The following is a 24,018-nucleotide window of genomic DNA, read 5'->3' as shown; positions in this document are numbered from 1 at the left end:
GAAACTATAGGCTCGCACTGCTTAAAGATTAATCACCGGGGCTGTAGAGCTTATTTCCATCCGAAACAACGATCCCGTTGCGCGCACATCCATCCTCAATGGCGGTGCCGGTTGAACGGCGCGTCCTTGTCGAGCAGCGCGCTGCGCATGAAGTGCAGGCAGCCGACGATCCGCTGCATGTTGCGGCGCGCGTCGGGCACCGCGTACCACGCCTGCAGCGCGTGCTGCGCCGCGCGGATCGCGAGATTCACGGATTTCAGCGTGCGCGCATGGCGGGCGGGCGTCGGATCGTCGAAGAAGCGCGGCAGTTCCAGCAGCACCGCATCGATCGAACCGGTCCAGCGCAGCGTCTGCGGCGGTTTCGACGCGCGGAACGCGTGCAGCTCGTCGCGCAGGTCGATCACGGCATGGCCGACCTCGAGCGTCGACAGCATCCAGCGCAGGGCATCGCGATGTTGCCGCGTGCGACGCACGAGCAGCGTACGCAATTGCGCCATCAGGTCATGCGTGCTCGACTGGAAGCGCTGCGCGAGGCCGGTCGGCGCCCCTTCGCACGCAAGCGTCACCTGGCGGCGCAGGTCGTGCGCGATCCGGCCGGTGAGCCAGGGCATGTGGGTAGGGAACACGACGGCGAACACGAGCGAGCATGCGAGCATCGCGACGACGACCGCCAGCCCGTTGTTGATCAGCACTTCCGGCGTATACGCGATCGTGTTGTCGGGGCCCGCGAGCAGGCAGAAGAACACCGCGAAGCCGATCCCGTAGCCGGACAGGCCCGGCCGCATCGCGAGAAACGCGCCCAGGCCCAGCACGGGAGCCAGCGCCGCGCACAGCAGCGGGAAGCCGTCGATGTTCGGATAGACGTAGCACAGGAACACATAGCCGACCGCGGTCGCGAACGCCGCGCCGACGCCCATCTGCGCGACGAACTTCGGCGCGCGCGGCGAGGTCGAGCTGAGCGCGCACGCGATCGCGGTGGCGATCACCGCGAGCGAGCCGCTCGGCCATTCGGACGCGATCCAGAACGCGCTCATCGCACCGACGGCGACGACCGTGCGCAGGAACGCGAAGCCGACGAAGAACGAATTGGTTTTGACCGCGTAATGCGTGACCGAGCGCTCGAACGCGTGATCGTCCTGGTCGAGCGACGCGTAGGTGTCGACGTAGCCGAGATATTCACCGATGAACCGGTATAGCAGCTCGATCGCGGTATCGAAGTCGAGCAGGCCGCCGGCCGCGTGGTCTTCGATGGCCCGGCGCGACGCGCGCGCGGCCTTCGGCAGCGCGCCATGGAAGCGGCGCAGGTCGAGCAGCGCGCCGGTGGCCGGTGCGATGCCGCGCTGGCGTTCGTCGCGCAACGCGGCGAAACGCAGCGCGAGCGCGTCGACGTGCGGCGCCAGCGCTTCGAGCACCGCGTCCGAGCGATTCGCGCGCAGCCGCTTGACGAGCTGGTGCAGCGCATGCAGCCGCGTGCATGCGTTCATGAACTCGCTGTTCAGCCGCGCGAGCCGGCGGCTGCGCGCGCGAATGTGCGGATCCTCGAACGACGCGAACGCGCGGTTCGCTTCGAAGCCGACGATGTCGTCGACGAAGTCGGCGAAGCGCCGTTCGAAATCGCCGCGTGCGACGTCGCCCGCCAGTGCGCCGGCCGTGAATGCCGCGAACGTCGCGTGGCGTGCGCTCAACGAACGCATCAGCGCCTTCGCGGAACTCAACGGCAGGATCAGCGCGCTGACCGCGCCCGAGCACGCGATGCCGAGCGCGACTTCCGCGGCGCGCGTGAGCGCGGACTGGAACAGCGTCTGCGGCGTCATCACGGCCGGCAGGCCGATCAGCGCGGCCGTGTAGCCGGCGAGCACGAAACCGTACCAGCGGAAGTGGCGGTTGCGCACCGCGAGTGCGATGCAGCCGCCGATCCACAGCGTGATGCCGGCCATGTAGAGCTCGGGCTGCTGCGCGAACAGCCCGCCGAGCGCGAGCGCGCCGACGAGGCCGGCCGCCGTGCCGAGCACGCGGTAGAAGCTCTTCGCGAACACCATCCCCGACAGCGGCTGCATCAGCACGAACACGGTGGTCATCGCGGTGCGCGGCTGCGACATCTCCAGACGCATCGCGATGCCCATCGCCAGCAGCGCCGCGAGCACGGTTTTCGCGAGGTGCAGCCAGATCAGCCCGTCGGTCGCGGCCCAGTCGCGCGCCGCGTTGCCGAGTGGATCGAGCCATGCTCTCCATCGTGCCGGTTCGATGGAAGGTCGCTCGATCGCAGGTTGTGGCTTCATGAAAAGAGGGCCCAGGGCCGACCGCGCAAGGTGCCGCGGTACGCCCGAACGGGTCCGTTCGACGGGTGAGGCGCCGATTGTAGGAGTGCGGCGCCCGCGCATTAACGCAGTTGCGGGGAAACGATAGTTGCAGCCGGAGTAACAATCTGTCGCATCCGGTGGAGGAAAATGACGGCTCCGCTACAGGTTGCTCACAGGAATGGATACCCTACAAAACATGCGGGTGTTTTCGCGCGTCGTCGAGACGGGCAGCTTCACCGCGGCCGCGCAATCGCTGAATTCGACCACGGGCGCGATGTCGCGCGCGGTATCGGAGCTCGAGGCGCGCCTGCGCACCCGCTTGATGAATCGCTCGACGCGCCGTCTCGCGCTCACGTCGGCCGGTGAAAACTATCTGCGGCGCTGCCGCCAGATCCTCGCCGACGTGGACCGCGCGGAAGAAGAGGCGAGCTGCGCGCACGAGCGCCCGGCCGGCGTGCTGCGCATGCATAGCTTCGCGAGCGTCGGCCATCACTACGTATTGCCCGCGCTGACGCGCTATCACGCGCAGTTCCCGGACGTCTCGATCGAGCTGTCGCTGTCGCAGCGCATGCCCGACCTGTTCGACGGCACGAGCGACATGGCCGTCGTCACCGCTTCGTCGCTGCCCGACTCGGAGCTCGTGTCGCACCTGCTTGGCTCGACGTTCAGCATTCTGTGCGCATCGCCCGATTACGTGAAACGGCACGGCGCGCCGGCGCGCCCGCAGGATCTCGCCGCGCACGCGTGTCTGACGCTGTGTACGCCGGCGTTCCCGACGCACGAATGGGTGCTCGAAGGGCCCGAAGGCGTGGAGCAGATCCACGTCACCGGGCCGGTGCAGACCAATACCGCCGAATCGCTCGCGCTCGCGATCCGCGACGGCATCGGGATCGGCATGCTGCCGGTGTATTCGGCGATCGACGCATTGCGCGACGGCACGCTCGTCCGTGTGCTGCCCACACATATCCTGCAGAAGATGAACGTGCATGCGCTGTACCCGTCACGCCGCTTCGTCGATGCGAAGGTGCGGACGTGGGTCGAGATGCTGCGCGCGCAGGTGCCGGGGATGATCGCCCGCGACGTCGAGATGCTGAACGCGATCGACCGCGAACCGCGGGCCGCGTGAATGCCGCGCGCGCATCGGCGCGCGGCGGCATGCTTCATGCAAACACCGGATACGCGCCGCTCGCAATGGATGCCCGATGCGTGCGACGCGCGCCGTCACAGCGCGGGCCTGGCCGCCGCGCCCGATTCGGTTGCCGGCTCGCCGGCCGGGCCGTAAGCGGCCTGCGCCGCTTTCCTCGCGGCGACACGCTTCGCCTGCAGTCGTTCCTGCGCGGCCAGGATGTCGTCCGGATAGTTGCCGACTTCACCGCGCGCCGGGTTGTAGCCGACCGATTCGAGATCGATCAGTTCCTGCAGCACCTGCGCGCGCGTGACGGGCGAGGTCGGCTGCTGGGCGAACGACAGGGCCGGTGCGGCAAGCAGGACAGCAGCGGCGGCGGTTACGACGAGCGATTTCACGAGGTTCTCCTGAATACGGGGTGGGTGACCGCAGCGGCGTGTGACGCCCGGCTGCGACCTTCGACGTCAGTCTACGTAGCGCTGCCACGTGCAAACACCCCGATTTCAGGAGGGCTGCCTTCCAGAAGGAACAACATTGGCGGCGTCGCCCGAGGCCACCGAACCCGTGTGTGCACACGGGCACCATGTACACGGGCACCGTTACGCGATGCCGGTCAGAACCGCGTGCGCATGCCGATCGTGCCGACCACCTGGTTCGCCGTGCTCGATGCGCCGCCCGACGTGTTGATGAACGCGTGGTAGCCGCGGCCGGACGCATGCTGGAACATCGCTTCCGCGTACAGGTCGGTGCGGCGCGACAGCTTGTACACGGCTTGCAGGTTGGCCTGATGCCACTTCGGGTCGGTGCCGTGCTTGCTGTCGGGATTCGACACGCTGGCGTCGGTATAGACATACGCCGCGCCGACGCTGACGGCCGGCGTGACCGCATAGCGCACGTTCACGTCGTAGTTGTTGAATGCGATCTGGCCGCGGGAGCCGAACGCGCCCGGGTTGTCGTACTGCGAGCGCGTGTAGACGAAGCCGACGGTCGCCGGGCCGAACACGTAGCCGACGCCGCCGCCGTAGGTGCGCATGCGGTCCGAGCCGATCGACCAGCCACCCTGGTTCAGGCTCTTCGCCTCGGCCGAATCGAGCGCGCCCGGGCTCGCGCTCGTCGAGCCCTTCGTGCCGTTCATCTGCAGGTACGCGCCGGCCAGCTTCAGCGGGCCGTTCGTGTAGCTCGCGGCCACGCTGTACGCGCGGTTGACGCTGAAATTCGCCGAGTTGGAGAATGCGTACAGCGCTCCGACCTTGAAGCCCGCGATCGTGTCGCTCGTGTACTTGACCGCGTTGCTGATGCGCAGCGAGTGGTTCAGGTTGTCGTTGTCGAACGGATGCGCGAAGCCCGTATCGCCGAAATCGCCGGCCGTCGCGGACAGCGGCGCGACGAAGTCGACCATCGTGTCGTACTGGCGGCCGAGCGTCAGCGTGCCGTAGCCGGCCTGGCCGAGGCCGACATACGCGTGACGGCCGAACAGCTTGCCGTCCTGGCCAAGCCCGCCGTTGTTCGCGTTGAAGCCGTTTTCGAGCACGAACAGCGCCTTCAGGCCGCCGCCGAGATCCTCGGTGCCGCGCAGGCCGAAGCGGCTGCCGTTGATCGTGCCGGTCGTCATGCGCCATTGCGACCCGCCGTTTGCGTTGTTGGTATAGGCGATGCCGGCGTCGATCAGGCCGTACAGCGTGACCGAGCCTTGCGCGTGGGCGAGCGGCGCGAACAGGGCGGCGGCGCCCGCGCCGGCGATCAGGTTTTTTTTCATCGTGAAGCTCCTGCGTGTGGGACTGGAAACGAAAGTTCGGCGCAAGTATAGGAATGCGCGGCGTGCGCAAGGGCCGGGCGGCCGCGAGCGCACCGTTCCAGATCCGGCAAGAGTCGTTCACAAAACCGACACGACGTGTGGCGCGCGCCGGGCAGGCGGTTCTTGCGTGACGACCGGCGAGCGGCGTCCGTCCGGCGCGGCCCGGCTGTCGTGCCGATGCAACATGCACGGCACGTACGCGCGTCGCCGCTTTTCCTCCATACTGGTCGTCCGGACCGCACGGCCGCCGACGCAGATCGCGCGGCCGTGTTCATGCATACGACCAGAGGCCTCCCCCATGAACCTGTTCAACGTACGCCTGCGTGGCCGCGACGGCCTGTTCACGATCGGCATCGACGCCGGCACGATCGCGCGCATCGACGCGCAAGCCGCACCGATCGCGTCGACGAATCCCGACCATATCGATGGCGGCGGCCGGCTCGCGATTGCGCCGCTCGTCGAGCCGCATATCCACCTCGATGCCGTGCTGACGGCCGGCGAGCCCGCGTGGAACATGAGCGGTACGCTGTTCGAGGGCATCGAGCGCTGGGCCGAGCGCAAGGCGACGATCACGCACGACGACACGAAGGCGCGCGCGCATGCGGCGATCGGCATGCTGCGCGACCACGGGATCCAGCACGTGCGCACGCACGTCGACGTGACCGATCCGACGCTCGCCGCGCTGAAGGCGATGCTGGAAGTGAAGGACGAGGCGCGCGGGCTGATCGACCTGCAGATCGTCGCGTTCCCGCAGGAGGGCATCGAATCGTTCGACGGCGGCCGCGCGCTGATGGAGCAGGCGATCGACCTCGGCGCGGACGTCGTCGGCGGGATTCCGCATTTCGAGAACACGCGGGAGCAGGGCGTCAGCTCGATCCGGTTCCTGATGGATCTCGCGGAACGCACGGGCTGCCTCGTCGACGTGCACTGCGACGAGACCGACGATCCGCAATCGCGCTTTCTCGAAGTGCTCGCGGAGGAAGCGCGCGTGCGCGGCATGGGCGCGCGCGTCACCGCGAGCCACACGACCGCGATGGGTTCGTACGACAATGCGTACTGCTCGAAGCTGTTCCGGCTGCTGAAGCGGGCCGGGTTGAACTTCATCTCGTGCCCGACCGAGAGCATCCATCTGCAGGGGCGCTTCGACACGTTTCCGAAGCGGCGCGGCGTCACGCGGGTCGCGGAGCTCGACCGTGCCGGGATCAACGTGTGCTTCGGGCAGGATTCGATCAAGGATCCGTGGTATCCGCTCGGCAACGGCAACATCCTGCGCGTGCTCGATGCGGGCCTTCATATCTGCCACATGATGGGGTATCAGGATCTGCAGCGCTGTCTCGACTACGTGACCGACCACAGCGCGACGACGATGCATCTCGGCGATGGCTACGGCATCGCGGTCGGGCGGCCGGCCAATCTCGTCGTGCTCGACGCGGACAGCGACTACGAAGCCGTGCGCCGGCAGGCGAAGGCCACGCTGTCGATGCGCCACGGGAAGATCATCATGCGGCGCGAGCCGGAGCGCATTACGTATCCGGATTGACGAAGCATGACGGGCCGCCACGGCCCGTCATGCTTCGAATAGTCGGAAAATGCATGAGTTGATCAGAAAAATACGTTTGTCTCATGATGGGCGCACGCCTACGATGCGGTTCTGACGATGGCGCGCGTATTGCGCGCCGTCCCTTCGATCCTCGTTCGCCGACCCCATGCGCCTCGATCTTCCATCCGCTCCCGCTTCGTCTTCGCCGGCCGCCAGCCCGTTCGCGCGCATGGCCGTCGTCACGGTCCTGACCGGCATCGGCGCGGGGCTCGGCGGCATGCTGCTCGCGTTGCTGCTGCATGCGATCCAGCACGTCGCGTACGGCTACAGCATCGCGCACGTGATCGGGTCCGAGAGCTTCCTCGCTGGCGTGACCGCGGCCGATCCGCTGCGCCGGCTGGCGGTGCTGGTCGGCTGCGGACTCGTCGCCGGCGGCGGCTGGTGGGCGCTTTACCGGTACGGCCGGCCGCTCGTCAGCATCCGGCGCGCGGTGCGCGCGGCCGATCCGCGCATGCCGTTCGTCAGCACGACGGTTCACGCGCTGCTGCAGATCGTCACCGTCGCGCTCGGCTCGCCGCTCGGCCGCGAAGTCGCGCCGCGCGAGATCGGTTCGCTGCTCGCCGGGCGGTTTGCCCATGCGGCGGGACTCACGCCCGACGATTGCCGGCTGATGGTCGCGTGCGGCGCCGGCGCGGGGCTCGCGGCCGTCTACAACGTGCCGCTCGGCGGCGCGATCTTCGTGCTCGAGGTGCTGCTCGGTACGTTCGAGCTGCGTGCGCTGATCGTGGCGGTCGTGACGTCCGCGATCGCGGCGATTGTCGCGTGGATCGGCCTCGGCAACGAGCACCAGTACACGGTGCCGGCGTTCGTGCTGAGCACGCCGCTCGTCGCATGGTCGGTCGTCTGCGGGCCGCTGTTCGGCTTCGCAGCGTACGGTTTCGTGCGGCTCACGACCGCGGCGCGCGCGAACGCGCCGAAGGACTGGCGGCTGCCGGTGTTCGCGCTGCTCAACTTCGCGGTGATCGGCTTGCTAGCGATCGGGTTTCCGCAACTGCTCGGCAACGGCAAGGGGCCGGCGTCGCTGGGTTTCGACGGCACGCTGACGATCGGGCTTGCCGCGGCGTTGCTGGTGCTGAAGGTGCTGATCGAAGCCGGCAGCCTGCGGGCCGGCGCGGAAGGCGGGCTGCTGACGCCGGGTCTCGCGAACGGCGCGCTGCTCGGCGTCGTGCTCGGCGGGCTGTGGAGCGCCGTATGGCCGGGCGCATCGCTCGGCGGATGCGCGCTGATCGGCGCGACCGCGTTTCTCGCCGCGTCGATGCAGATGCCGATCACGGCCGTCGTGCTGATGCTCGAATTCACGCGCGCGAATCACGACTGCCTCGTGCCGATGTTGCTCGCCGTGGCCGGTTCGCTCGTGGCGTACCGGTTCGCGCAGCGGGTGGCGGAGGGGCGTGCGCGGGCAATCGCAGCTGTCAGCACGCTGGAGGCGGCTGCCCGCTAGCCGGGCTCACGGCCGGCCACATCCAGGGTACTGGCGAGCGCGACGAACCGCACCACGACTTGGCGTGTTCGGCGGGTGCCGCGTGGATACTGGAAGGGCACGGGGCGCGCGCGTAATTCCCTTTTGAAGTGGATTAGAGCCGAACATCTCATGGTAAGACCCAACATGCGGGGATTATATTTCTTGAGCGTATCTCGCTCATAACTCTATAATATTGTGAGTTATCAGAGATAAAGCCTTCTAAGATCCACTATGTTGGAATTAAGTTTCCGCAAGCCCGACGAAATCGTCACCCTCCTTTGTGCGCGGCTTCGCACGGAGCGGCTCGCGTTGCAACTGACGCAGAGCGACGTAGCCGCGCGTGCCGGCGTCGGTGCCAATACCGTGTCCAATCTCGAAGCTGGCCGCAATGTGAGCCTCGAGACGGTAATCCGTGTAGCGATGGTTCTGGGACGAAGCAAGGAACTCGAGGGACTTTTCCTGCCGAAGCTCGATAGCCTGGAAGACGTTCACCGGTATGAAAAAAGTGCCAAACGCCGGCGCGTCAAGAGGGGTAACCAGAAATGATCGAGCGGATCGATGTCTACTACGACGGCTGGGGGGAACACTGGCTGTGGGGATCGATGGTTTCCACGACCGCGATCACGGGGCGCCCGTTGGTCGTATTCGAATATAGCGACGACGCGCGCAAGAGGGGGCTGGAACTGTCGTCTTATGCGCTCCCATTGCATGGGGCGAGGCTGCGCAAGGACTTTCCGGCCCACCAGCTTGGATTGCCCGGACCGGTCTATGACGCGTTGCCCGATGGATGGGGCATGTTGCTGATGGACCGCTTGTTCAAACGCCGCGGTCTCAACGCCGCACGTATCGGGCCGCTGGAGCGATTGGCTTACATTGGCAACCATGCAATGGGCGCCCTGTCGTTCGAGCCTGTCGCGCCCGAGATCCTGGCGCCGCGGCAGGATATCCCCCTCGCTCGGCTTGCGGCCGAGGTACAGGAAGTTCTCGATGGCGAGGGTGGCGAATTCCTTCATCAATTGCTGCAGGTCGGTGGCTCTCCGCAAGGCGCCAGGCCAAAGGCCCTGGTCTATCGTGATCCGCGGTCCGGCGTATTTACCACGGCCGCGGTGGCAGGCTTTGAAGCGTGGTTGGTCAAGTTCCCGGCTCGGCATGAGCATCCCGAGGTGTGTGCGATCGAAATGGTCTACGCCGAGTGCTTGCGCATGTGCGGCATCGAGACCCCGGACACGCTGCATTTCAATTTGCCTGACGGGATGGCGGCATTTGCGTCCCGGCGTTTCGATCGACTGGACGGTCTGCGCGTGCCCATGCAAAGCGTTGCCGCGTTCTCCGGCGCCGATTACAAAACGCCGGGTGCGCTGGATTACGTGAATTTCTTGCGCGCCACTCACATGTGCACCAACGACGTACGCGAGAAGGCGCGGGCGTTTGAACGGGCTGTCTTCAATGTCGCATTCAACAATCGCGACGATCATCCGAAGAACTTCGCGTACGTCATGTCGCGATCCGGCGAGTGGAAGCTCGCGCCGGCCTACGACGTGACATTCTGCGAGGGGCCGGGCGGTTACCACCAAATGGACGTCATGGGCGAGGCGCTGCGGATCGACCGAGCCGCATTGCTCGGACTGGCAGAGGAAGCGGAGCTTCCCGCAGCCGCTGCCGGCGACATGATCGACGGAATGTGCGGCGTGGCCAGCCAGTTTTCGACCATTGCGAAGTGCCGCTACGAGGGGATCATCACCGAAGACACCCTCATGGACATCCAGCGCCGAATCGACGAGAACGTTGCGCTGCTGCATTAGGGGCTCGGCATGCGCGACATCATGGGGTATTGCGTGACGACGATGCTGTTCTCGGGCGTCGTGTTCGTCGGGGCGATGTATCTGTTCTGACGACGTGAGGCGAGAGGCGGGCGGGGGCTGAGCCCACCTCCCGTCAGCTTGATTCCAGCCTGCCTGTCAGCCGCGCGACCGCGCGTCGGCGCGCTCGTGCCCGTGACGCAACGCGAGGCTCGCGACCGCCGCGACGACGAGCGCGGCTGCCAGCAGCGTCAGCCCGTTCTTCGCATTGCCGGTCGCCTGTTCGATCGCGCCGACGACGGTCGGCCCGACGAAGCCGCCGAGCAACCCGCACGTATTCACGAGTCCGAGCCCGCCGGCCAGTGCGCTGCCCGCGAGGCGCGACGCCGGAAACGTGAACACGATCGACTGCACGACGAAGAACATCGATGCGGCCACGCACACGCAGAGCAGCCCGGCCAACGGCGACGCATGCGCGGCGCCGACCATCCCGGCCGCCATCACGACGAGCCCCGCGCACAGCATCCGCCGCGAATGACGCGATTCGCGTGCGAAGCGCGGCAGCGTCCCGGCCCCGAGCGCGGCGGCGAGCCAGGGCAGTGACGTCAGCAACCCGACCGCCACCGGCGAAAGACGTCCCGACGCGCCGATGATGCCCGGCAGGAAGAAGATCACCGTGTAGATGGTCAACTGGTGGCAGAAGTACACGAAGATCGCGAGCCAGATCTGCGGATCGCGCAGCGCGGCGCCGAATGCATGGCCGCCGTGCGCGGCGACGCCCGCGTCCTGTTCGGCTGCGAGCCTTCGCTCGAGCGCGCGGCCGGTTTCCGGCGCGAGCCACGGCGCGGCGCTCGGACGGTCAGGTAACCGCGCCCACACGACGAACGCGAGCAGGATCGCCGGAATGCCTTCGATGACGAACAGCCATTGCCAGCCATGGAAGCCGAACGTGCCGTCGAGCTCGATCAGCGCACCGGCTAGCGGCCCGCCGACGATGTTGGCGATGCACACGCCGAGCAGGAAGTAACCGGTCGCGCGCGCACGCTCCTCGCGGCCGAACCAGTACGTCAGATACAGCATCACGCCCGGAAACAGGCCGGCTTCGGCCACGCCGAGCAGCAGGCGCATCACGTAGAACGACGTCTCGCCGCGGACGAACGCCATCGCGACCGACAGCGCGCCCCACGTGATCATGATCCGCGTGATCCAGAAGCGCGCGCCGACACGATGCATGATCAGGTTGCTCGGGATCTCGAAAAGCGCGTAGGTCAGGAAGAACAGTCCCGCGCCGAGCCCGTACGCGGCCGACGAAATGCCGAGATCGACGCCCATCGAATGCTTGGCGAACGCGATGTTGGTGCGGTCGAGAAAGCTGATCACGTACGCGGCGATCAGCAGCGGCATGAGTTTGCGGAACAGCAGCCGGTTCAGCGACGCGTGTGCGTCGCCGGCGGCGGAAGGCAAGGCCTGGGCGTGATGAGTGGACATGCGGACGACTCCGGTAAGGGCGAACCGGCGCGCACGGCAAGCACGGCGCGCCGCGTTCGGCAAATGCCGCTGCGGTGCACGCAGCGGATGGGCAGACGACGGAGCCGCGCCGGCGGCGCTCGAATGGAGCGGGGCGATCAAGGGCGCCTTGTCACTGCGCTTGCGGATGCTGCTGTTGGGGAATGGCCCGGCGCTCAGAAATTCACCGCGTCCCCGCCCTTGAGCGCGAGCATCGCGCGCGCCTCGGCCGGCGTCGCGATCTCGAGCGACAGGCCTTCGAGCACCTGGCGCATTTTCAGGACCTGGGCGGCGCTCGATTCCGCGAGCTTGCCGGGCGCGATCCACAGCGAATCCTCGAGCCCGACGCGTACGTTCGCGCCCTGCGCGGCGCCGATCGTCGCGAGCGGAATCTGGTTGCGCCCGGCGCCGAGGATCGACCACACGTAATCGCCGCCGAACAGGCGGTCGGCCGTGCGGCGCATGTGCATCAAATCCTCCGGATGTGCGCCGATCCCGCCGAGCAGCCCGAACACGCTTTGCACGAAGAACGGCGGCTTCGCGAGCCCGCGATCGACGAAATGCGCGAGGTTGTACAGGTGCGAGATGTCGTAGCACTCGAATTCGAACCGCGTGCCGTTCGCGCCGCAGCGCGTGAGGATCGTCTCGATGTCCGCGAACGTGTTCTTGAACACGAGATCGCGGCTTTTCTCGAGATGCTCGCGCTCCCACGGATGCTTCAGTTCGCGAAAGCGCTCGAGCATCGGGTACAGCCCGAAGTTCATCGAGCCCATGTTCAGCGACGCGATCTCGGGCTGGAAGTGCAGTGCGGGTTGCAATCGTTCGTCGACCGTCATGTGCGGGCTGCCGCCCGACGTGAGGTTGATCACCGCGTCGGTCTGCGCCTTGATGCGCGGCAGGAATTCGGCGAACACGGCCGGATCCTGCGTCGGCCTGCCGTCGGACGGGTTGCGTGCGTGCAGGTGCAGGATCGCCGCGCCGGCCTGCGCGGCCGCGACCGCGGCCGTTTCGATTTCGTGCGGCGTCACGGGCAGGTACGGCGACATCGACGGCGTATGGATCGCGCCGGTCGGCGCACAGGTGATGATGACTTTGCGAGCGTTTGCCACGGATGGATTCCTTTCGATGAACGATGCAGGAGGGCTCAGAGCACTTCGACGTTGCCGCAGACGGAGATCGCCTGGCCCGTGATCCCGTGCCCGCCCGGCGAGCACAGGAACAGCGCGGTCGCGGCGATTTCGGCCGGATCGGTCATGCGCCGCAGCGAGATCTTCTCGAGATAGCGCTTTTCCATTTCGTCGTAGCCGATGCCGAGCTGCTGCGCGCGCGCCTCGATCACGCGGCGCATTCGCGGGCCGCGCACGATGCCGGGCTGGATCGCGTTCACGCGGATGCCGAGCGGCCCGAGCTCGATCGCGAGGCTCTTCACGAGGCCGACCACCGCCCATTTGGTGGCCGCGTACGGCGTGCGGAACGCATAGCCGAGCCGGCCGGCGACCGACGACAGCGCGATGATCGCGCCGCCGTGTTTCGACTCGCGCAGCAGCGGCACCGCGCGGCGGGCGAACTGGAATTGCGCGTTCAGGTTGATCGCGACGGTCTGCTCCCACTGCACGGGGTCGATTTCGTCGATGCCGCCGGTCGGGCCGGCGATGCCCGCGTTGTTGACCAGCACGTCGAGGCCGCCGAGCGTGGTCGACACGTCCGCGAACACGCGCTCGACGGCGGCCGGGTCGGATACGTCGGCGAGCGTCGCGCCGATCGCACGGGCCGCGGCGCGCGGCGGCCGGTCGGCGAGCGCCGCGATCGCGGCTTGCGACGCGTCGCACACGTGCACGCGCGCGCCGCATTCGGCGAGCGCGTCGGCGATTTCGAGGCCGATGCCCGACGCGCCGCCCGTCACGAGGACGCGCAGGCCTTCATAGGGTTTCAGTAGTTCGGAAGCGGTCATGCCGGGTCGTCTCCATCGTTGGTGTAGTGGGATGGCGGCCGCTCGTGCGGCGGGCGGCCGTGGCAAGCGGTCGCTACGGTTTCGCGTTCACGGTCCGCGGTGTCTGTTCGGCCCGCAGCGTCTCGGCGAGATCGTGCGCGGCGCCGCCGATGTCGAGCGCGATGCCGGCCCGCACGCCCGCGCCGTCGCGCCGTTCGAGCGCATCGACGATCGCGCGGTGCGCATCCATCGAGCGCCGCATGTGCGGGATGTCGAGCGCGACCATGTTGAGGAACGGGCCGACGCGCATCCACAGGTTCTCGACGATCGCGAGCGTGTTTTCGCTGGCGCCGTGCGCGTAGATCGCGCTGTGGAACGCGAAATTGCTTTGCAGGTAGGCGCGCGAGCGGCCGGCCTCGGCGTGTGCCTGCATCGTTTCGCAGGTCTTGCGCACGGCCGCGATCTGCGCATCGGTCATTCGGGCGCACGCGCGCTCGGCGATGCAGCCTTCGAGCGCGATGCGCACGTCGCGCAGTTCGTCGAGCATGTCGAGCGTCATCGGCGGGACGACGAGCGCCCGATTCGGGCCGTCGACCAGCGCGCGTTCGGCGCGCAGCCGCGTGAGCGCGGCACGCACGGGCATCGTCGACGAGCCGACCGCCTCGGCGACGCTGCGCAGGCTCAGCGCCTGGCCAGGCGCGAAGCGGCCGCTCATCAGCGCTTCGCGCAGTTGCTGGTAGACCTTGTCTCCCATCGTTTCCTGTTCGATGGCTTTCAGGGCGGGCGGGACGATACGAGGCGGCAAGGCGGGGTCCTCCTGGGTTTGATCTGCGATCTGTGATCACACTGGCGATGGGTGAAGTCTTGACGATCGGGGGAGCCGAGTCAAGTCGAACGGGATCGGGGAAAACGAGGGGGGCGGGTGGGCGAACAGGCTCGCAGACCGATGCGTATCCGGTCGCTCTTTCTTGTCGAAACCCTTCCATTCCGGGCCGCGACAGTCGGCAATACTTTTCCACGTCAAGGTTCGATCCGGGTCTCGCGGCACGGGTCCCGCGTTGCGCAACATCGATCGGGATGGCATGGAGCCGAGCCACGCTATTCAACGGGCGCACATGTTACGACCATTGCTACTTCAACGAGCCGGGCGCGCGGTATCGTACCGATCGCGCAAATTTTTGGAGCTTGTCATGAGGGGAGTCCGGATCGCTGCCGCGTTCGCGTGCATCGCGTTTCAACCGGCGATGGTCGTGGCGAAGGACGCCGCACAGCAGTCGCCTGAAGCCGGCTCACGGACTTACCTCCAGAACTTCAAGGACATGGTGCTTGCGGAGTGCCTGGCTACCGCTTATAAGCACGAGCCCGGCGCGAGCACGGACATCGGCAGCAGCGCCAGCGCGTTGCGCGACTGGACCTACTACGACATGGAACGTGCGCCGGACGTGATTCACGCGCTGGTCGCGAAGTATCTGGCGCGCGACTATCGGAATCCGATTGTCGAATCCGAAGTCCGGGATGTGAAGTTCGACTTCCTGAAGTGCATCGATCTGTATCACGGCAAGGAACTGGACGCTGCGGCGAAGAAGCTGGTATTGCGCCCGAACGGTACCTACCGGGCCGAGCATTCCCCAAAGCCGCGGTAGCGATCAAACGCCGCTGCGCAATGCAGCGGCGCGCCGTGCGTCATTTCCCCGGCGCTATTCAAGCGTCCGGATCGAATTGCTGATGCCGCGCGCGCAGTCGATCACCGCCGGCGCGAGCTTGCGGCGCGCGTCGTCGAACGTCCAGCGGCTCGTCGGCGCGACCACGTGCACGGCCGCGACCGGCTGTCCCTGACTGCCGAGCACCGGTGCGGCGATCGACATGTCCCCGATGAACAATTCTTCCTGGTTGGTCGCGTAGCCTTCGCGCCGCGCGCCATCGAGCAATGCGACGAGCTCGTCGAGCGCCGTGACCGTGCGCGGCGTATGCGGCGTGCGCACCATGCCGTCGAGCCGCGCGCGCGCATCGTCCGGCGGCAACGCGCTCAGGAACGCACGGCCGGAGCCCGTGCAATACATCGGGATACGGCTGCCGATCGGCATGTGGATCGGCACGAACTTGGTGGACACGAAACGCGCGACGTACACCATTTCATCCTCGTCCGGCTCGGTGAGGTTGGTGGTTTCGCCGGTCAGGTTCGTGAGCTCGGACAGGAACGGATTCGCGACGTCGATCAACGTGTCGGCCGCGAGATAGTTGAAGCCGATCCGCATCACGTGCGGCGTGAGCTGGTAGCGGCGCGTGACCGGATGCTTGCGGATGTAGCCGAGCTTCTCGAGCGTGTAGACCATTCGCTGCGCGGAGCTTTTCGTCATCCCGGCCGCGTCGGCCACTTCCGCCAGCGTCATCGTGCGCCGTTTCGCGCTGAACGCGCGCAGCACGTTCAGCCCTTTCTCGAGCGACTGGTTGAACAGCAGATCGTTTGATTGGTCGGGCAAGGTGTCCATGGCGAGGGGCGCGATCGATTCGATATCGCATCATATCGTATCGAATATCGATACGCAAAAATCTGTTTGCGATATTTTTGATTCGTTCTAAGATCGGGTCATCGTCGCAGTGTCGATCAGCGGCCGGCCGGCGCATCGGATTATTCGAGAAGGAGTCACCATGGTTCCGTTCATCAAGCGGTTCGGCGCACTGGCCGCCGGTTTCGCCACCTGTATCGCACTCTCCACGGCTTCGGCGAGCGCCGTTGCCGCCGAGCCCACGCTGAAGGTCGGCGCGACGGCGACCGGCGTGCCGTTCACGTTTCTCGATGTCAAGAGCAATTCGATCCAGGGGATGATGGTCGATGCGATCACGGCAGCCGGGAAGTCGGCCGGGTTTCGCGTCGACGTGCAGCAGACCGTGTTCTCGGCGCTGATCCCGTCGCTCACCACGCAGAAGATCGACATCATCTCGGCCGCGATGCTGAAGACGCCGGCGCGCCAGCAGGTCGTCGATTTCTCCGACACCGTCTACTCGTTCGGCGAAGGTCTGATCGTGAAGGCCGACGACCCGGGCCGCTATACGTCGATGGACGATTTCAAGGGGCAGGCGGTCGGCGCGCAGGTCGGCACGGCCTTCGTCGACGCCCTCAACAAGAAGGGCATCTTCAAGGAAGTCCGGACCTACGATTCGATCGCCGACATAATGCGCGACGTCGCGCTCGGGCGCATCAAGGCCGGCTTCGCGGACCAGCCGATCGTCGCGTACCAGATCGAGCACGGCGTCAATCGCCAGGTGCGGCTCGTGCCCGAATACCAGAGCGTCGTGAAGGGGCAGGTGTGCTTCATCGTGCGCAAGGGCGACACCGCCATGCTCGAACAGCTCAACGGCGCGATCCGCAAGATGAAGAGCGACGGCACGCTGCAGCAGATCCTGCAGAAGTGGCACATGAGCTGAGCGTCCGCGCCCGAGTTCCGACCGGTATCGCCCGCGCGTCGCGGGCATCCACGGCGGCGCGCCGTCCGGGCGTCGCATAGGAGACCTCATGTTTTTCCAGAACGCGATCGATTTCCTGCCGATCCTGCTGAAGGGCGCGGTGGTCACGATCGAGATCACCGCATGCGCGTTCGTGCTCAGCTCGGTGCTCGGGCTGATCCTCGCATTGCTGAAGGTGTCGCGCAATCGGGCCGTATCGACGGCCGGCAGCACGATCATCAACGTGATCCGCGGGCTGCCGATCATCGTGCAACTGTTCTACATGTACTTCGTGCTGCCCGATCTCGGCGTGCAACTGTCGGCGTTCCAGGCTGGCGTGCTGGGCCTCGGCATCGCGTATTCGGCGTATCAGGCCGAGAATTTCCGCGCCGGCATCGAGGCGATCGATCGCGGCCAGATCGAAGCCGCGCACGCGATCGGCATGCGCGGCCCGATGATCATGCGGCGCGTGGTGCTGCCGCAGGCGTTCCGCATCGCGCTGCCGCCGTACGGCAACACGCTGGTGATGCTGCTGAAGGATTCGTCGGTCGCGTCGACGATCACGGTCGCCGAGATCACGCGCGCCGGCCAGCTGATCGCGTCGTCGACGTTCCAGAACATGAGCGTCTACACGCTCGTCGCGCTGCTGTATCTCGCGCTCGGCCTGCCGCTGATGTTCGGCGTGAACCGGCTCGGCAAGCGGCTCGCACTGAGGAGAGGCGCATGATCCGGATCGATTCGATACACAAGCGGTTTCAGCAGCACGCGGTGCTGAAGGGCGTGAGCCTCGACGTGCGGCAGGGGGAGGTCGTGTGCCTGATCGGGCCGTCGGGTTCCGGCAAGTCGACCGTGCTGCGCTGTATCAACGGCTTCGAGACCTACGACGAAGGGTCGATCACGATCGACGGCGTGAAGGTCGACGCGCATTCGAAGCGGATCCACGAATTGCGGATGCGGGTCGGCATGGTGTTCCAGCGCTTCAACCTGTTCGCGCACCGCACCGCGCTCGAGAACGTGATGGAAGGGCCCGTGCACGTGCGGCGCATGCCGGCCGCGCAGGCGCGCGAGCAGGCCCGCGCACTGCTCGACAAGGTCGGGCTCGCGCACCGGATGAATGCGTATCCGTCGGAGCTGTCGGGCGGGCAGCAGCAGCGCGTCGCGATCGCGCGCGCGCTCGCGATGGAGCCGCAGGCGATCCTGTTCGACGAGCCGACGTCGGCGCTCGACCCCGAGCTCGTCGGCGAAGTGCTCGGCGTGATGCGCGGGCTCGCTCGCGACGGGATGACCATGGTGGTCGTCACGCATGAAATGGCATTCGCACGCGAGGTGGCCGATCGCGTGTGCTTCCTGCACGACGGCACGATCTGCGAGAGCGGACCGGCGCGCGACGTGCTCACGCAGCCGACGCATCCCCGTACGCAGGAATTCCTGCGCCGCTTGCTGGCGTCGGACGGCGCCGACCACCCGGATCGAACATGAGCGCAACGAACGCGGCACCCGGATGGCCCGGCTCGCGGTGGCCGGATTCGCTGTGGGCGGCGACCGCCGCGCCGGCGCCCGATACGCCCGCGCTCGACGCGTCCGCGTCGTGCGACGTGGCGATCGTCGGCGCCGGCTTCACCGGCCTGTCGACCGCGCTTCATCTGGCCGAGCGCGGCGTGAACGTCCGCGTGATCGACGGCGCGCAGCCAGGCTGGGGCGCGTCGGGCCGCAACGGCGGGCAGGTGATTCCCGGGCTGAAATACGACCCCGACGAACTGGTGCGCCGGTTCGGCGACGCGGCCGGCGAGCAGCTTGCCGGCATCGTCGGCGGCGCGGCCGACACGGTGTTCGACGTGATCGCGCGGCACGGAATCGACTGCGATGCGCGTCGCCACGGCTGGATCCAGCCGGCGCCGACCGCCGCGATGCTCGACACGGTCGCACGTCGCGCGCAGCAATGGGCCGCGCGCGGCGCGCCGGTCGACGTCCTCAGTCGCGACGACGTCGCGCGACGGCTCGGCACGCCAGCGTATGCGGGCGGCTGGATCGATCGCCGCGCGGGCAGCGTGCAGCCGCTCAGCTATACGCGCGGCCTGGTGCGCGCCGTGCAGGCGAGCGGGGCGGTCGTGCACGGAGCGACCCGCGCCGTCGGGCTGACGCGTGCCGACGGCCGCTGGCGGATCGCGACGTCCGGCGGCGCGACGCTGTCGGCCGAGCGCGTCGTGATCGCGACCAACGGCTATACGGACGGGCTGTGGCCCGGCTTGCGTCAGTCGGTGATCGCCGCGAACAGTTTCATCGTCGCGACGGAACCGCTCGCGCCGGCGCTTGGCCGCGACATCCTCGCCGGCGGCGAGGTCGCATCGGATGCGCGGCGCCTGCTGCTGTACTTCCGCCGCGACGCGGCCGGGCGCCTGCTGATGGGGGGGCGCGGCCCGTTCGCGGAACCGCGCGCGCCGAGCGACTGGCGCCATCTCGAACGCGCGACGACGCTGTTGTATCCGCAACTGAAGGGTGTCCGGTTCGAATACCGCTGGGCGGGGCGCGTCGCGATCACCGCGGATTTCCTGCCGCACGTGCACGAGCCCGCGCCGGGCGTGACGATCGCGCTCGGCTACAACGGCCGCGGCATCGCGATGGCGACGACGCTCGGCAAGCACCTGGCCGCGCATCTGTCGGGCGATGCGCAACTGCCGCTGCCGTTCCGGGTTTCGCCGATCCGACCCATTCCGTTGCACGGGCTGCAGCGCTTCTATATCGCGGCCGGGGTCGCGTGGTATCGGTTGCTCGACAGTCTGTCCTGACGCAGGCGCGACGGCAGTCGCCATCCGTTATCCGATCGGGCAGAATCGGCCTGCCCTGTTTCGACCGACGGATACCCCATGACCGAACCGAACGACCCGAACGAACCGCCCGGCCGCCGCGCTTACGCGAGCTTCGCGCAACGCTATGCGGACATCGCGCCGACGAAGGCACACAACGCGCTTTACGAGCGGCCGGCTACGATGGCGCTGCTCGGCGACGTCGACGGCCTGACGGTGCTCGACGCCGGCTGCGGGCCTGGCATCTGCAGCGCGCATCTCGCCCATCACGGCGCGACCGTGCATGCGTTCGACGTGACGCCGGAGATGGTCGCGCTCGCGCGAACGCGCTGCGCCGGGCTGGCGGTCAACGTCACGGAAGGCGACCTGGAGGCGCCGCTCGCGTGGCTGCCCGACGCGTCGGTCGACAAGGTGCTGTGCTCGCTCGCGCTCGACTACGTGCGCGACCTCGCACCGACGCTGCGGGAATTCCGGCGCGTCGCGCGCCCCGGGGCAACGCTCGTGTTCTCGATGGCGCATCCGATGCGCGACTGGATGGACGAACGCACGCGCGGCGACGGCACGTACTTCGACACTTCGCGTTTCGGTTTCCACTGGTCGGGGTTCGGCGAGCCGAGGCCGTACGTCGAAGCGTGGCGGCGGCCGCTCGCCGACATCCTGAACGCGGTCGCCGACGGCGGCTGGCGGCTCGACCGCTTCGTCGAACCGAAGCCGCTGCCGGAGATGAAAGCCGTGTCGGAACGGCTTCATGCGGAGCTGTCGCTCGCGCCGGCGTTTCTCTGCATTCGCGCGCGCTGCTGACGCGGCGCTGCGCTCGGCCGGCGTTCAGCGCTGCGGCGGCGGGTCCGTCAGCGTGCCGAGAAACGCTTCGATGTCCTTGATGTCCTGCGCCGTCATCGCGGGTTTGTCGCCGGGCTTGCGATCGAACGGCGCGTCGGTCACGTCGACGTTCGCGCGATATTTCGGCGGGATGTCGTCGTATTCGTCGATCTTGCCGTCCGGCCCGCGCGGATAGAACTTCTGCGGCGAGATGCTGCGCTCGTTGTAGAACGCCATCACCTGGTCGAGCGTATGGAATACGCCGTTGTGGAAGAACACGTGGCGCGTCGCCGCGTTGCGCAGCGTCGGCGTCAGGAACATCCCGCAATACTGCGTCTGGTCCTTCAGGTCGTCGCGGAACGGCCCGCACACGCCGAGATCGTGGAACGCCGGGTTGCGGTTCTGCGCGAGCGCGCGGTTGCGCGGCGCGCCCAGCGCCTCGTACTGGTAGTCGGTAAACATCGGCGGCAAGCCGTCCTTGCCGGGCTTCGACAGATGGCAGCCCGCGCAATTGGCTTTGTCCGGATCGTTGAACAGGCGCAGCCCGCGCAACTCTGCCTGCGTGAGGCGCGCGCGGCCTTCGAGCCAGTGGTCGTACTTGCTGTCGTACGGATGGAACGACGGATCCTCGACCTGGTAGCGCGCGATCGCGAACATCGCTTCCGATACCGCGAGCTGCGGCGTGGAGAACACGCGCGCGCCGAACAGTTGCTCGAATTGCGCGCGATGCGACGACTGCGCGAGCTTGCGCGCGACGTCGTCGATGCTCGCGTTCGCCATCTCGACAGGATTCAGCAGCGGCCCGAACGCCTGTTGCTGCAGCGTATCGGCGCGGCCGTCCCAGAACATCCCGCCCTGCGGCACGAGTTGCGGCGCCGCCGACGTGCCGGCCACCTTCTGCGCCTTGACGACGCCGGCCGCCGCCGCGGCCTGCTGCGCGACGCTCGGCGCGGCGTCGTTCTCGCCGGCATCGGGGCCGATGCTGAAATTCGGCTGGCGGTACAGGTACATCAGCGACGGCGGCGGACGATAGCCCTGCTGCGTCATCGCGAGGCCGCCCGGCTGCACGTCGAGCGCATTCGGCGGGCCGTACGCGTGATCGGGGCTGTGACACGACGCGCACGACTGCTTGCCCGACGCCGACAGCGACGGATCGTGGAACAGCGCGCGTCCGAGCTGCGCGACCGCCGACAACGGCTGTGCGGCAGGCCGCTGCAACACGACCGGATGCGGGTTCGCGCCCGTCCAGTCGGCGACCACGGCGCCGATCGCCGCCGGCACCTGCGCGGGAAACGCGATCGCGAACGCGCCATAGCCGAGCACGGCCGCGCCGAGCACGAACGCCGCGCGGCGCAGCAGGCGGGAAGGGGCGCGCGGCGCGGGTGCGCCGGCGGCATCGGGAGACGGAAACGCGGGGCGAGCTGTCATGCTGTCGGTCGAAAATCGGGCGTCGCACGAAGCGGCGCGTTGAAATGGAAACGGCCGGCGCGTGATGCGCCGGCCATGCGGTCAGGCCGTCCCCGTCAGATCGCCGGGGCCGCGCTCAATGCGGTGCCGAGCGTCGGGTCGAGATACAGCGGCGTCGTGTTCGGCTTCGACGTGAAGTCGAACAGGTTGCGCAGGTCGCCGGCCGTCGCGTCGAACGAGCCGCCGCCGATCCGCTGGCCGCCGAGCCAGTTGTCCTCGATGAAGCGCACCACGGACGACTGGTCGAGCATCGTGTGATCGACGTAGTTCTGCTTCGCATACGGCGAGATCACGACCAGCGGAATGCGCACGCCCGGGCCGCAGCGGCCGTTCACGGTCGCGCCGTTCACGCCGGTGGTGCCGCCCGTGCCGCACTTGCCGGCGCCGTTGAGCTGGTCGACCGGGTCCGACGATGCGTGCGTCGGCGCCGTGTACACGTGGTCGTACCAGCCGTCCGAGTCGTCATAGGTGACGATCACGGCCGTGTTCTGCCAGTCCGGCTGCTGCTGCAGGAAGTTGACGACCTTCGTCACGAACGCCTGCTCGTCGAGCGGATCCGAATAGCCCGCGTGCCCGTCCTGCGCGGCCGGCGCCTTCAGGTAGCTCACCGACGGGAAGTTGCCGGCCTTCACGGCGGCGAAGAAGTCGTCCGTGTCGTACTGGTGGTTCGCCGGTTCGGGCGTCTTGCCGTCGGTCTCGACGCTCGAACCGATCGCCGCGATCGAGCTCGGACGCGTGTGTTGCGGGTTCGCGGTCGACGCGTAGTACTGGAACCAGTTGTGATGCGGGATGTAGTCGGCCGTCGCGGCGTTTACGGCGGTGGCGACCGTGCTGCGCGCGCAGCCCGTCGTGCCGTTGCCGTTCGTCGTCGACAGGTTGAAGCCGCCCATGAAGCCGCCCCACGTGATCTTCGCGGCGTTCAGCAGGTCGCCGATGTTCTTGCCGGTCATCATCGCCTGGTCGGTCGTGCTCGAGCACACGTCGAAGCCCGGGTCGACGTCGTTGATCATCGTGAGGCCGCCCTGGCCGTCGTTGATGTAGTACGAGGTCGCGGCGAGCGTCGACGGCTGCTTCGACGTCTTGACGATCTGCATCCCGTTGGTCTGGCCCGACACGACGTTCAGCGCGCCCGGCGTCGACGGGCCGTAGACCGTCGTGTACGTGTTGTCGCTCATCGCGAAGCGCTGTGCGTAGTTCCACAACGCGGTCACCGTGTTGCCGTCGAAATAGCCCATCACCTGGCCTTTCGTGCCGAACGCGCCGGCGCCGCCGGACGAGCCCTTGCCCGTGTACTTCGGGAACAGGTCCGCAAGACCGTTGTCCTCGGCCTGCTGTTCGGCCGTGTACGCGTGGTTCTGGTCGGCGGTCGCGGCCTGCGTGCGGTCGAGGCGGAACGGGTTCGCCGCGTCGGTGCCGTTGGCCGTGTTCGTGAAGTTCGGGTTCGCGGTGAGCAGCGTGCCCGTCAGGCCGTTCGGCGTCGGCGTGCCGGGTTTCGCGGTGAACGCCGGTTCGCCCGACGGGTTCGTCGCGTTCGGATAGGTGCCGAAGTAATGATCGAACGAGATGTTTTCGCCGTAGATCACGACGACGTGCTTGATCGGCGTGGCGGTCTGCAGCGCATCCTGCGACGACACGGCGGCCGTCGGCGTGGAATCGTCACTGCCGCCGCAGGCGAACAGCGCAAGCGTGGCGCCGGCGCAGGCGGTGACGAGCAAGGCTTGACGGAACATCGGGAAACTCCAGGGTAAGGCCTTCGATGGTGGAGAACGGCCCCGTCGCCGTGTCGGTTCGGCGCGGAGCTCGTGAGGAAGCACGCGCATTGGAACAGCCGCGTATGAAAATATGGGGACGGAGTGTTTTCGCGACGGTTGCGCCGCGGTATCGGTTTCATTACGGCCCGGCGCGATGCGAAAGAGAACGGAAAGGGGCGGACTGTCCGCAACCTCCACGTCACAGGTCGCCGCAT

21 protein-coding genes and 1 pseudogene are annotated in these 24,018 nt (G+C 67.4%); 12 read left to right on the top strand and 10 right to left on the bottom strand.

Annotated elements, in window-relative coordinates; all coding sequences use genetic code 11:
* Positions 1 to 95: 95 nt before the first annotated feature.
* Complete coding sequence (locus LGM42_RS02475; protein ID WP_060310991.1) at positions 96 to 2,279, bottom strand: FUSC family protein; 2,184 nt, start codon at positions 2,277 to 2,279, stop codon at positions 96 to 98.
* A gap of 199 nt (positions 2,280 to 2,478) precedes the next feature.
* Here LGM42_RS02475 and LGM42_RS02470 point away from each other — a divergent pair, with 199 nt between their 5' ends.
* Positions 2,479 to 3,426 carry a LysR family transcriptional regulator gene (locus LGM42_RS02470; RefSeq protein WP_226231475.1) on the top strand — a complete coding sequence of 316 codons (948 nt, stop codon included), beginning with the start codon at positions 2,479 to 2,481 and terminating at the stop codon, positions 3,424 to 3,426.
* 95 nt (positions 3,427 to 3,521) lie between these two features.
* Here LGM42_RS02470 and LGM42_RS02465 read toward each other — a convergent pair whose 3' ends face one another.
* Together LGM42_RS02465 and LGM42_RS02460 are read right to left on the bottom strand one after the other, a co-directional pair.
* The gene (locus tag LGM42_RS02465; RefSeq protein ID WP_089465578.1) at positions 3,522 to 3,824 is read right to left on the bottom strand and encodes a DUF4148 domain-containing protein; all 303 of its coding nucleotides are present in this window, start codon (positions 3,822 to 3,824) and stop codon (positions 3,522 to 3,524) included.
* 215 nt (positions 3,825 to 4,039) lie between these two features.
* Complete coding sequence (locus LGM42_RS02460; protein WP_226231474.1) at positions 4,040 to 5,182, bottom strand: porin; 1,143 nt, start codon at positions 5,180 to 5,182, stop codon at positions 4,040 to 4,042.
* Between the two features lie 337 nt (positions 5,183 to 5,519).
* On the opposite strand from LGM42_RS02460, the gene codA reads away from it, so the two are divergent.
* The 5 genes and pseudogenes from codA to LGM42_RS02435 form a co-directional block, all read left to right on the top strand.
* Complete coding sequence (gene codA, locus LGM42_RS02455) at positions 5,520 to 6,761, top strand: cytosine deaminase (protein WP_226231473.1); 1,242 nt, start codon at positions 5,520 to 5,522, stop codon at positions 6,759 to 6,761.
* A 166-nt stretch (positions 6,762 to 6,927) separates the two neighbouring features.
* Positions 6,928 to 8,262, top strand: coding sequence for a chloride channel protein (locus LGM42_RS02450; protein WP_226231472.1), 1,335 nt, complete (start codon positions 6,928 to 6,930; stop codon positions 8,260 to 8,262).
* Between the two features lie 255 nt (positions 8,263 to 8,517).
* Positions 8,518 to 8,829 (top strand): helix-turn-helix transcriptional regulator, encoded by a 312-nt coding sequence (locus tag LGM42_RS02445; RefSeq protein ID WP_319000568.1) that lies wholly within the window; start codon positions 8,518 to 8,520, stop codon positions 8,827 to 8,829.
* Positions 8,826 to 10,085: a type II toxin-antitoxin system HipA family toxin gene (locus LGM42_RS02440; protein WP_226231471.1), complete on the top strand. Its 1,260-nt coding sequence runs from the start codon at positions 8,826 to 8,828 to the stop codon at positions 10,083 to 10,085. Before LGM42_RS02445 ends, LGM42_RS02440 begins: the two co-directional genes overlap by 4 nt.
* A pseudogene (locus tag LGM42_RS02435) lies at positions 10,086 to 10,175 on the top strand (TIGR00366 family protein); the annotation flags it as partial. It abuts the gene before it with no gap.
* Between the two features lie 66 nt (positions 10,176 to 10,241).
* Here LGM42_RS02435 and LGM42_RS02430 read toward each other — a convergent pair.
* The 4 genes from LGM42_RS02430 to LGM42_RS02415 form a co-directional block, all read right to left on the bottom strand.
* Positions 10,242 to 11,570: an MFS transporter gene (locus LGM42_RS02430; RefSeq protein ID WP_226231470.1), complete on the bottom strand. Its 1,329-nt coding sequence runs from the start codon at positions 11,568 to 11,570 to the stop codon at positions 10,242 to 10,244.
* A gap of 194 nt (positions 11,571 to 11,764) precedes the next feature.
* Positions 11,765 to 12,697 (bottom strand): 3-keto-5-aminohexanoate cleavage protein, encoded by a 933-nt coding sequence (locus LGM42_RS02425; protein WP_060310983.1) that lies wholly within the window; start codon positions 12,695 to 12,697, stop codon positions 11,765 to 11,767.
* A gap of 35 nt (positions 12,698 to 12,732) precedes the next feature.
* Positions 12,733 to 13,539, bottom strand: a complete 807-nt coding sequence (locus LGM42_RS02420; protein ID WP_226231469.1) for an SDR family oxidoreductase — start codon at positions 13,537 to 13,539, stop codon at positions 12,733 to 12,735.
* A 73-nt stretch (positions 13,540 to 13,612) separates the two neighbouring features.
* Entirely contained in the window at positions 13,613 to 14,323 is a 711-nt protein-coding gene (locus LGM42_RS02415) for a GntR family transcriptional regulator (RefSeq protein ID WP_059574448.1), read from the bottom strand.
* A 385-nt stretch (positions 14,324 to 14,708) separates the two neighbouring features.
* Between LGM42_RS02415 and LGM42_RS02410 the strand changes: the two genes are divergently transcribed.
* Positions 14,709 to 15,161: a type VI secretion system amidase immunity protein Tai4 gene (locus tag LGM42_RS02410; protein ID WP_226231468.1), complete on the top strand. Its 453-nt coding sequence runs from the start codon at positions 14,709 to 14,711 to the stop codon at positions 15,159 to 15,161.
* Positions 15,162 to 15,215: 54 nt separating this feature from the next.
* On the opposite strand, the gene LGM42_RS02405 is transcribed toward LGM42_RS02410, so the two are convergent.
* On the bottom strand, positions 15,216 to 16,007 hold the full coding sequence (locus LGM42_RS02405) for an IclR family transcriptional regulator (protein WP_059574447.1): 792 nt from the start codon (positions 16,005 to 16,007) through the stop codon (positions 15,216 to 15,218).
* Positions 16,008 to 16,167: 160 nt separating this feature from the next.
* Between LGM42_RS02405 and LGM42_RS02400 the strand changes: the two genes are divergently transcribed.
* From LGM42_RS02400 to LGM42_RS02380, 5 genes are all read left to right on the top strand, one after another.
* Positions 16,168 to 16,944, top strand: a complete 777-nt coding sequence (locus LGM42_RS02400) for an ABC transporter substrate-binding protein (protein ID WP_059574445.1) — start codon at positions 16,168 to 16,170, stop codon at positions 16,942 to 16,944.
* Positions 16,945 to 17,032: 88 nt separating this feature from the next.
* The gene (locus tag LGM42_RS02395; RefSeq protein WP_059574444.1) at positions 17,033 to 17,689 is read left to right on the top strand and encodes an amino acid ABC transporter permease; all 657 of its coding nucleotides are present in this window, start codon (positions 17,033 to 17,035) and stop codon (positions 17,687 to 17,689) included.
* Positions 17,686 to 18,441 (top strand): amino acid ABC transporter ATP-binding protein, encoded by a 756-nt coding sequence (locus tag LGM42_RS02390; protein WP_060310980.1) that lies wholly within the window; start codon positions 17,686 to 17,688, stop codon positions 18,439 to 18,441. The genes LGM42_RS02395 and LGM42_RS02390 overlap by 4 nt, the downstream gene beginning before the upstream one ends.
* Positions 18,438 to 19,748 (top strand): NAD(P)/FAD-dependent oxidoreductase, encoded by a 1,311-nt coding sequence (locus tag LGM42_RS02385; RefSeq protein WP_226231467.1) that lies wholly within the window; start codon positions 18,438 to 18,440, stop codon positions 19,746 to 19,748. Before LGM42_RS02390 ends, LGM42_RS02385 begins: the two co-directional genes overlap by 4 nt.
* 78 nt (positions 19,749 to 19,826) lie before the next feature.
* Positions 19,827 to 20,567 carry a class I SAM-dependent methyltransferase gene (locus LGM42_RS02380; protein ID WP_226231466.1) on the top strand — a complete coding sequence of 247 codons (741 nt, stop codon included), beginning with the start codon at positions 19,827 to 19,829 and terminating at the stop codon, positions 20,565 to 20,567.
* Positions 20,568 to 20,591: 24 nt separating this feature from the next.
* Here LGM42_RS02380 and LGM42_RS02375 read toward each other — a convergent pair whose 3' ends face one another.
* Positions 20,592 to 22,013, bottom strand: coding sequence for a cytochrome-c peroxidase (locus LGM42_RS02375; protein ID WP_226231465.1), 1,422 nt, complete (start codon positions 22,011 to 22,013; stop codon positions 20,592 to 20,594).
* A 95-nt stretch (positions 22,014 to 22,108) separates the two neighbouring features.
* Complete coding sequence (locus LGM42_RS02370; RefSeq protein ID WP_226231464.1) at positions 22,109 to 23,782, bottom strand: phospholipase C; 1,674 nt, start codon at positions 23,780 to 23,782, stop codon at positions 22,109 to 22,111.
* Positions 23,783 to 24,018 lie beyond the last annotated feature (236 nt).

It is taken from the genome of Burkholderia sp. AU39826, assembly GCF_020419965.1.
Classification (GTDB): Bacteria; Pseudomonadota; Gammaproteobacteria; order Burkholderiales; family Burkholderiaceae; genus Burkholderia; species Burkholderia semiarida.
Note: the sequence above shows the minus strand (reverse complement) of the source record. Positions and strands in the feature narration are given on the sequence as shown.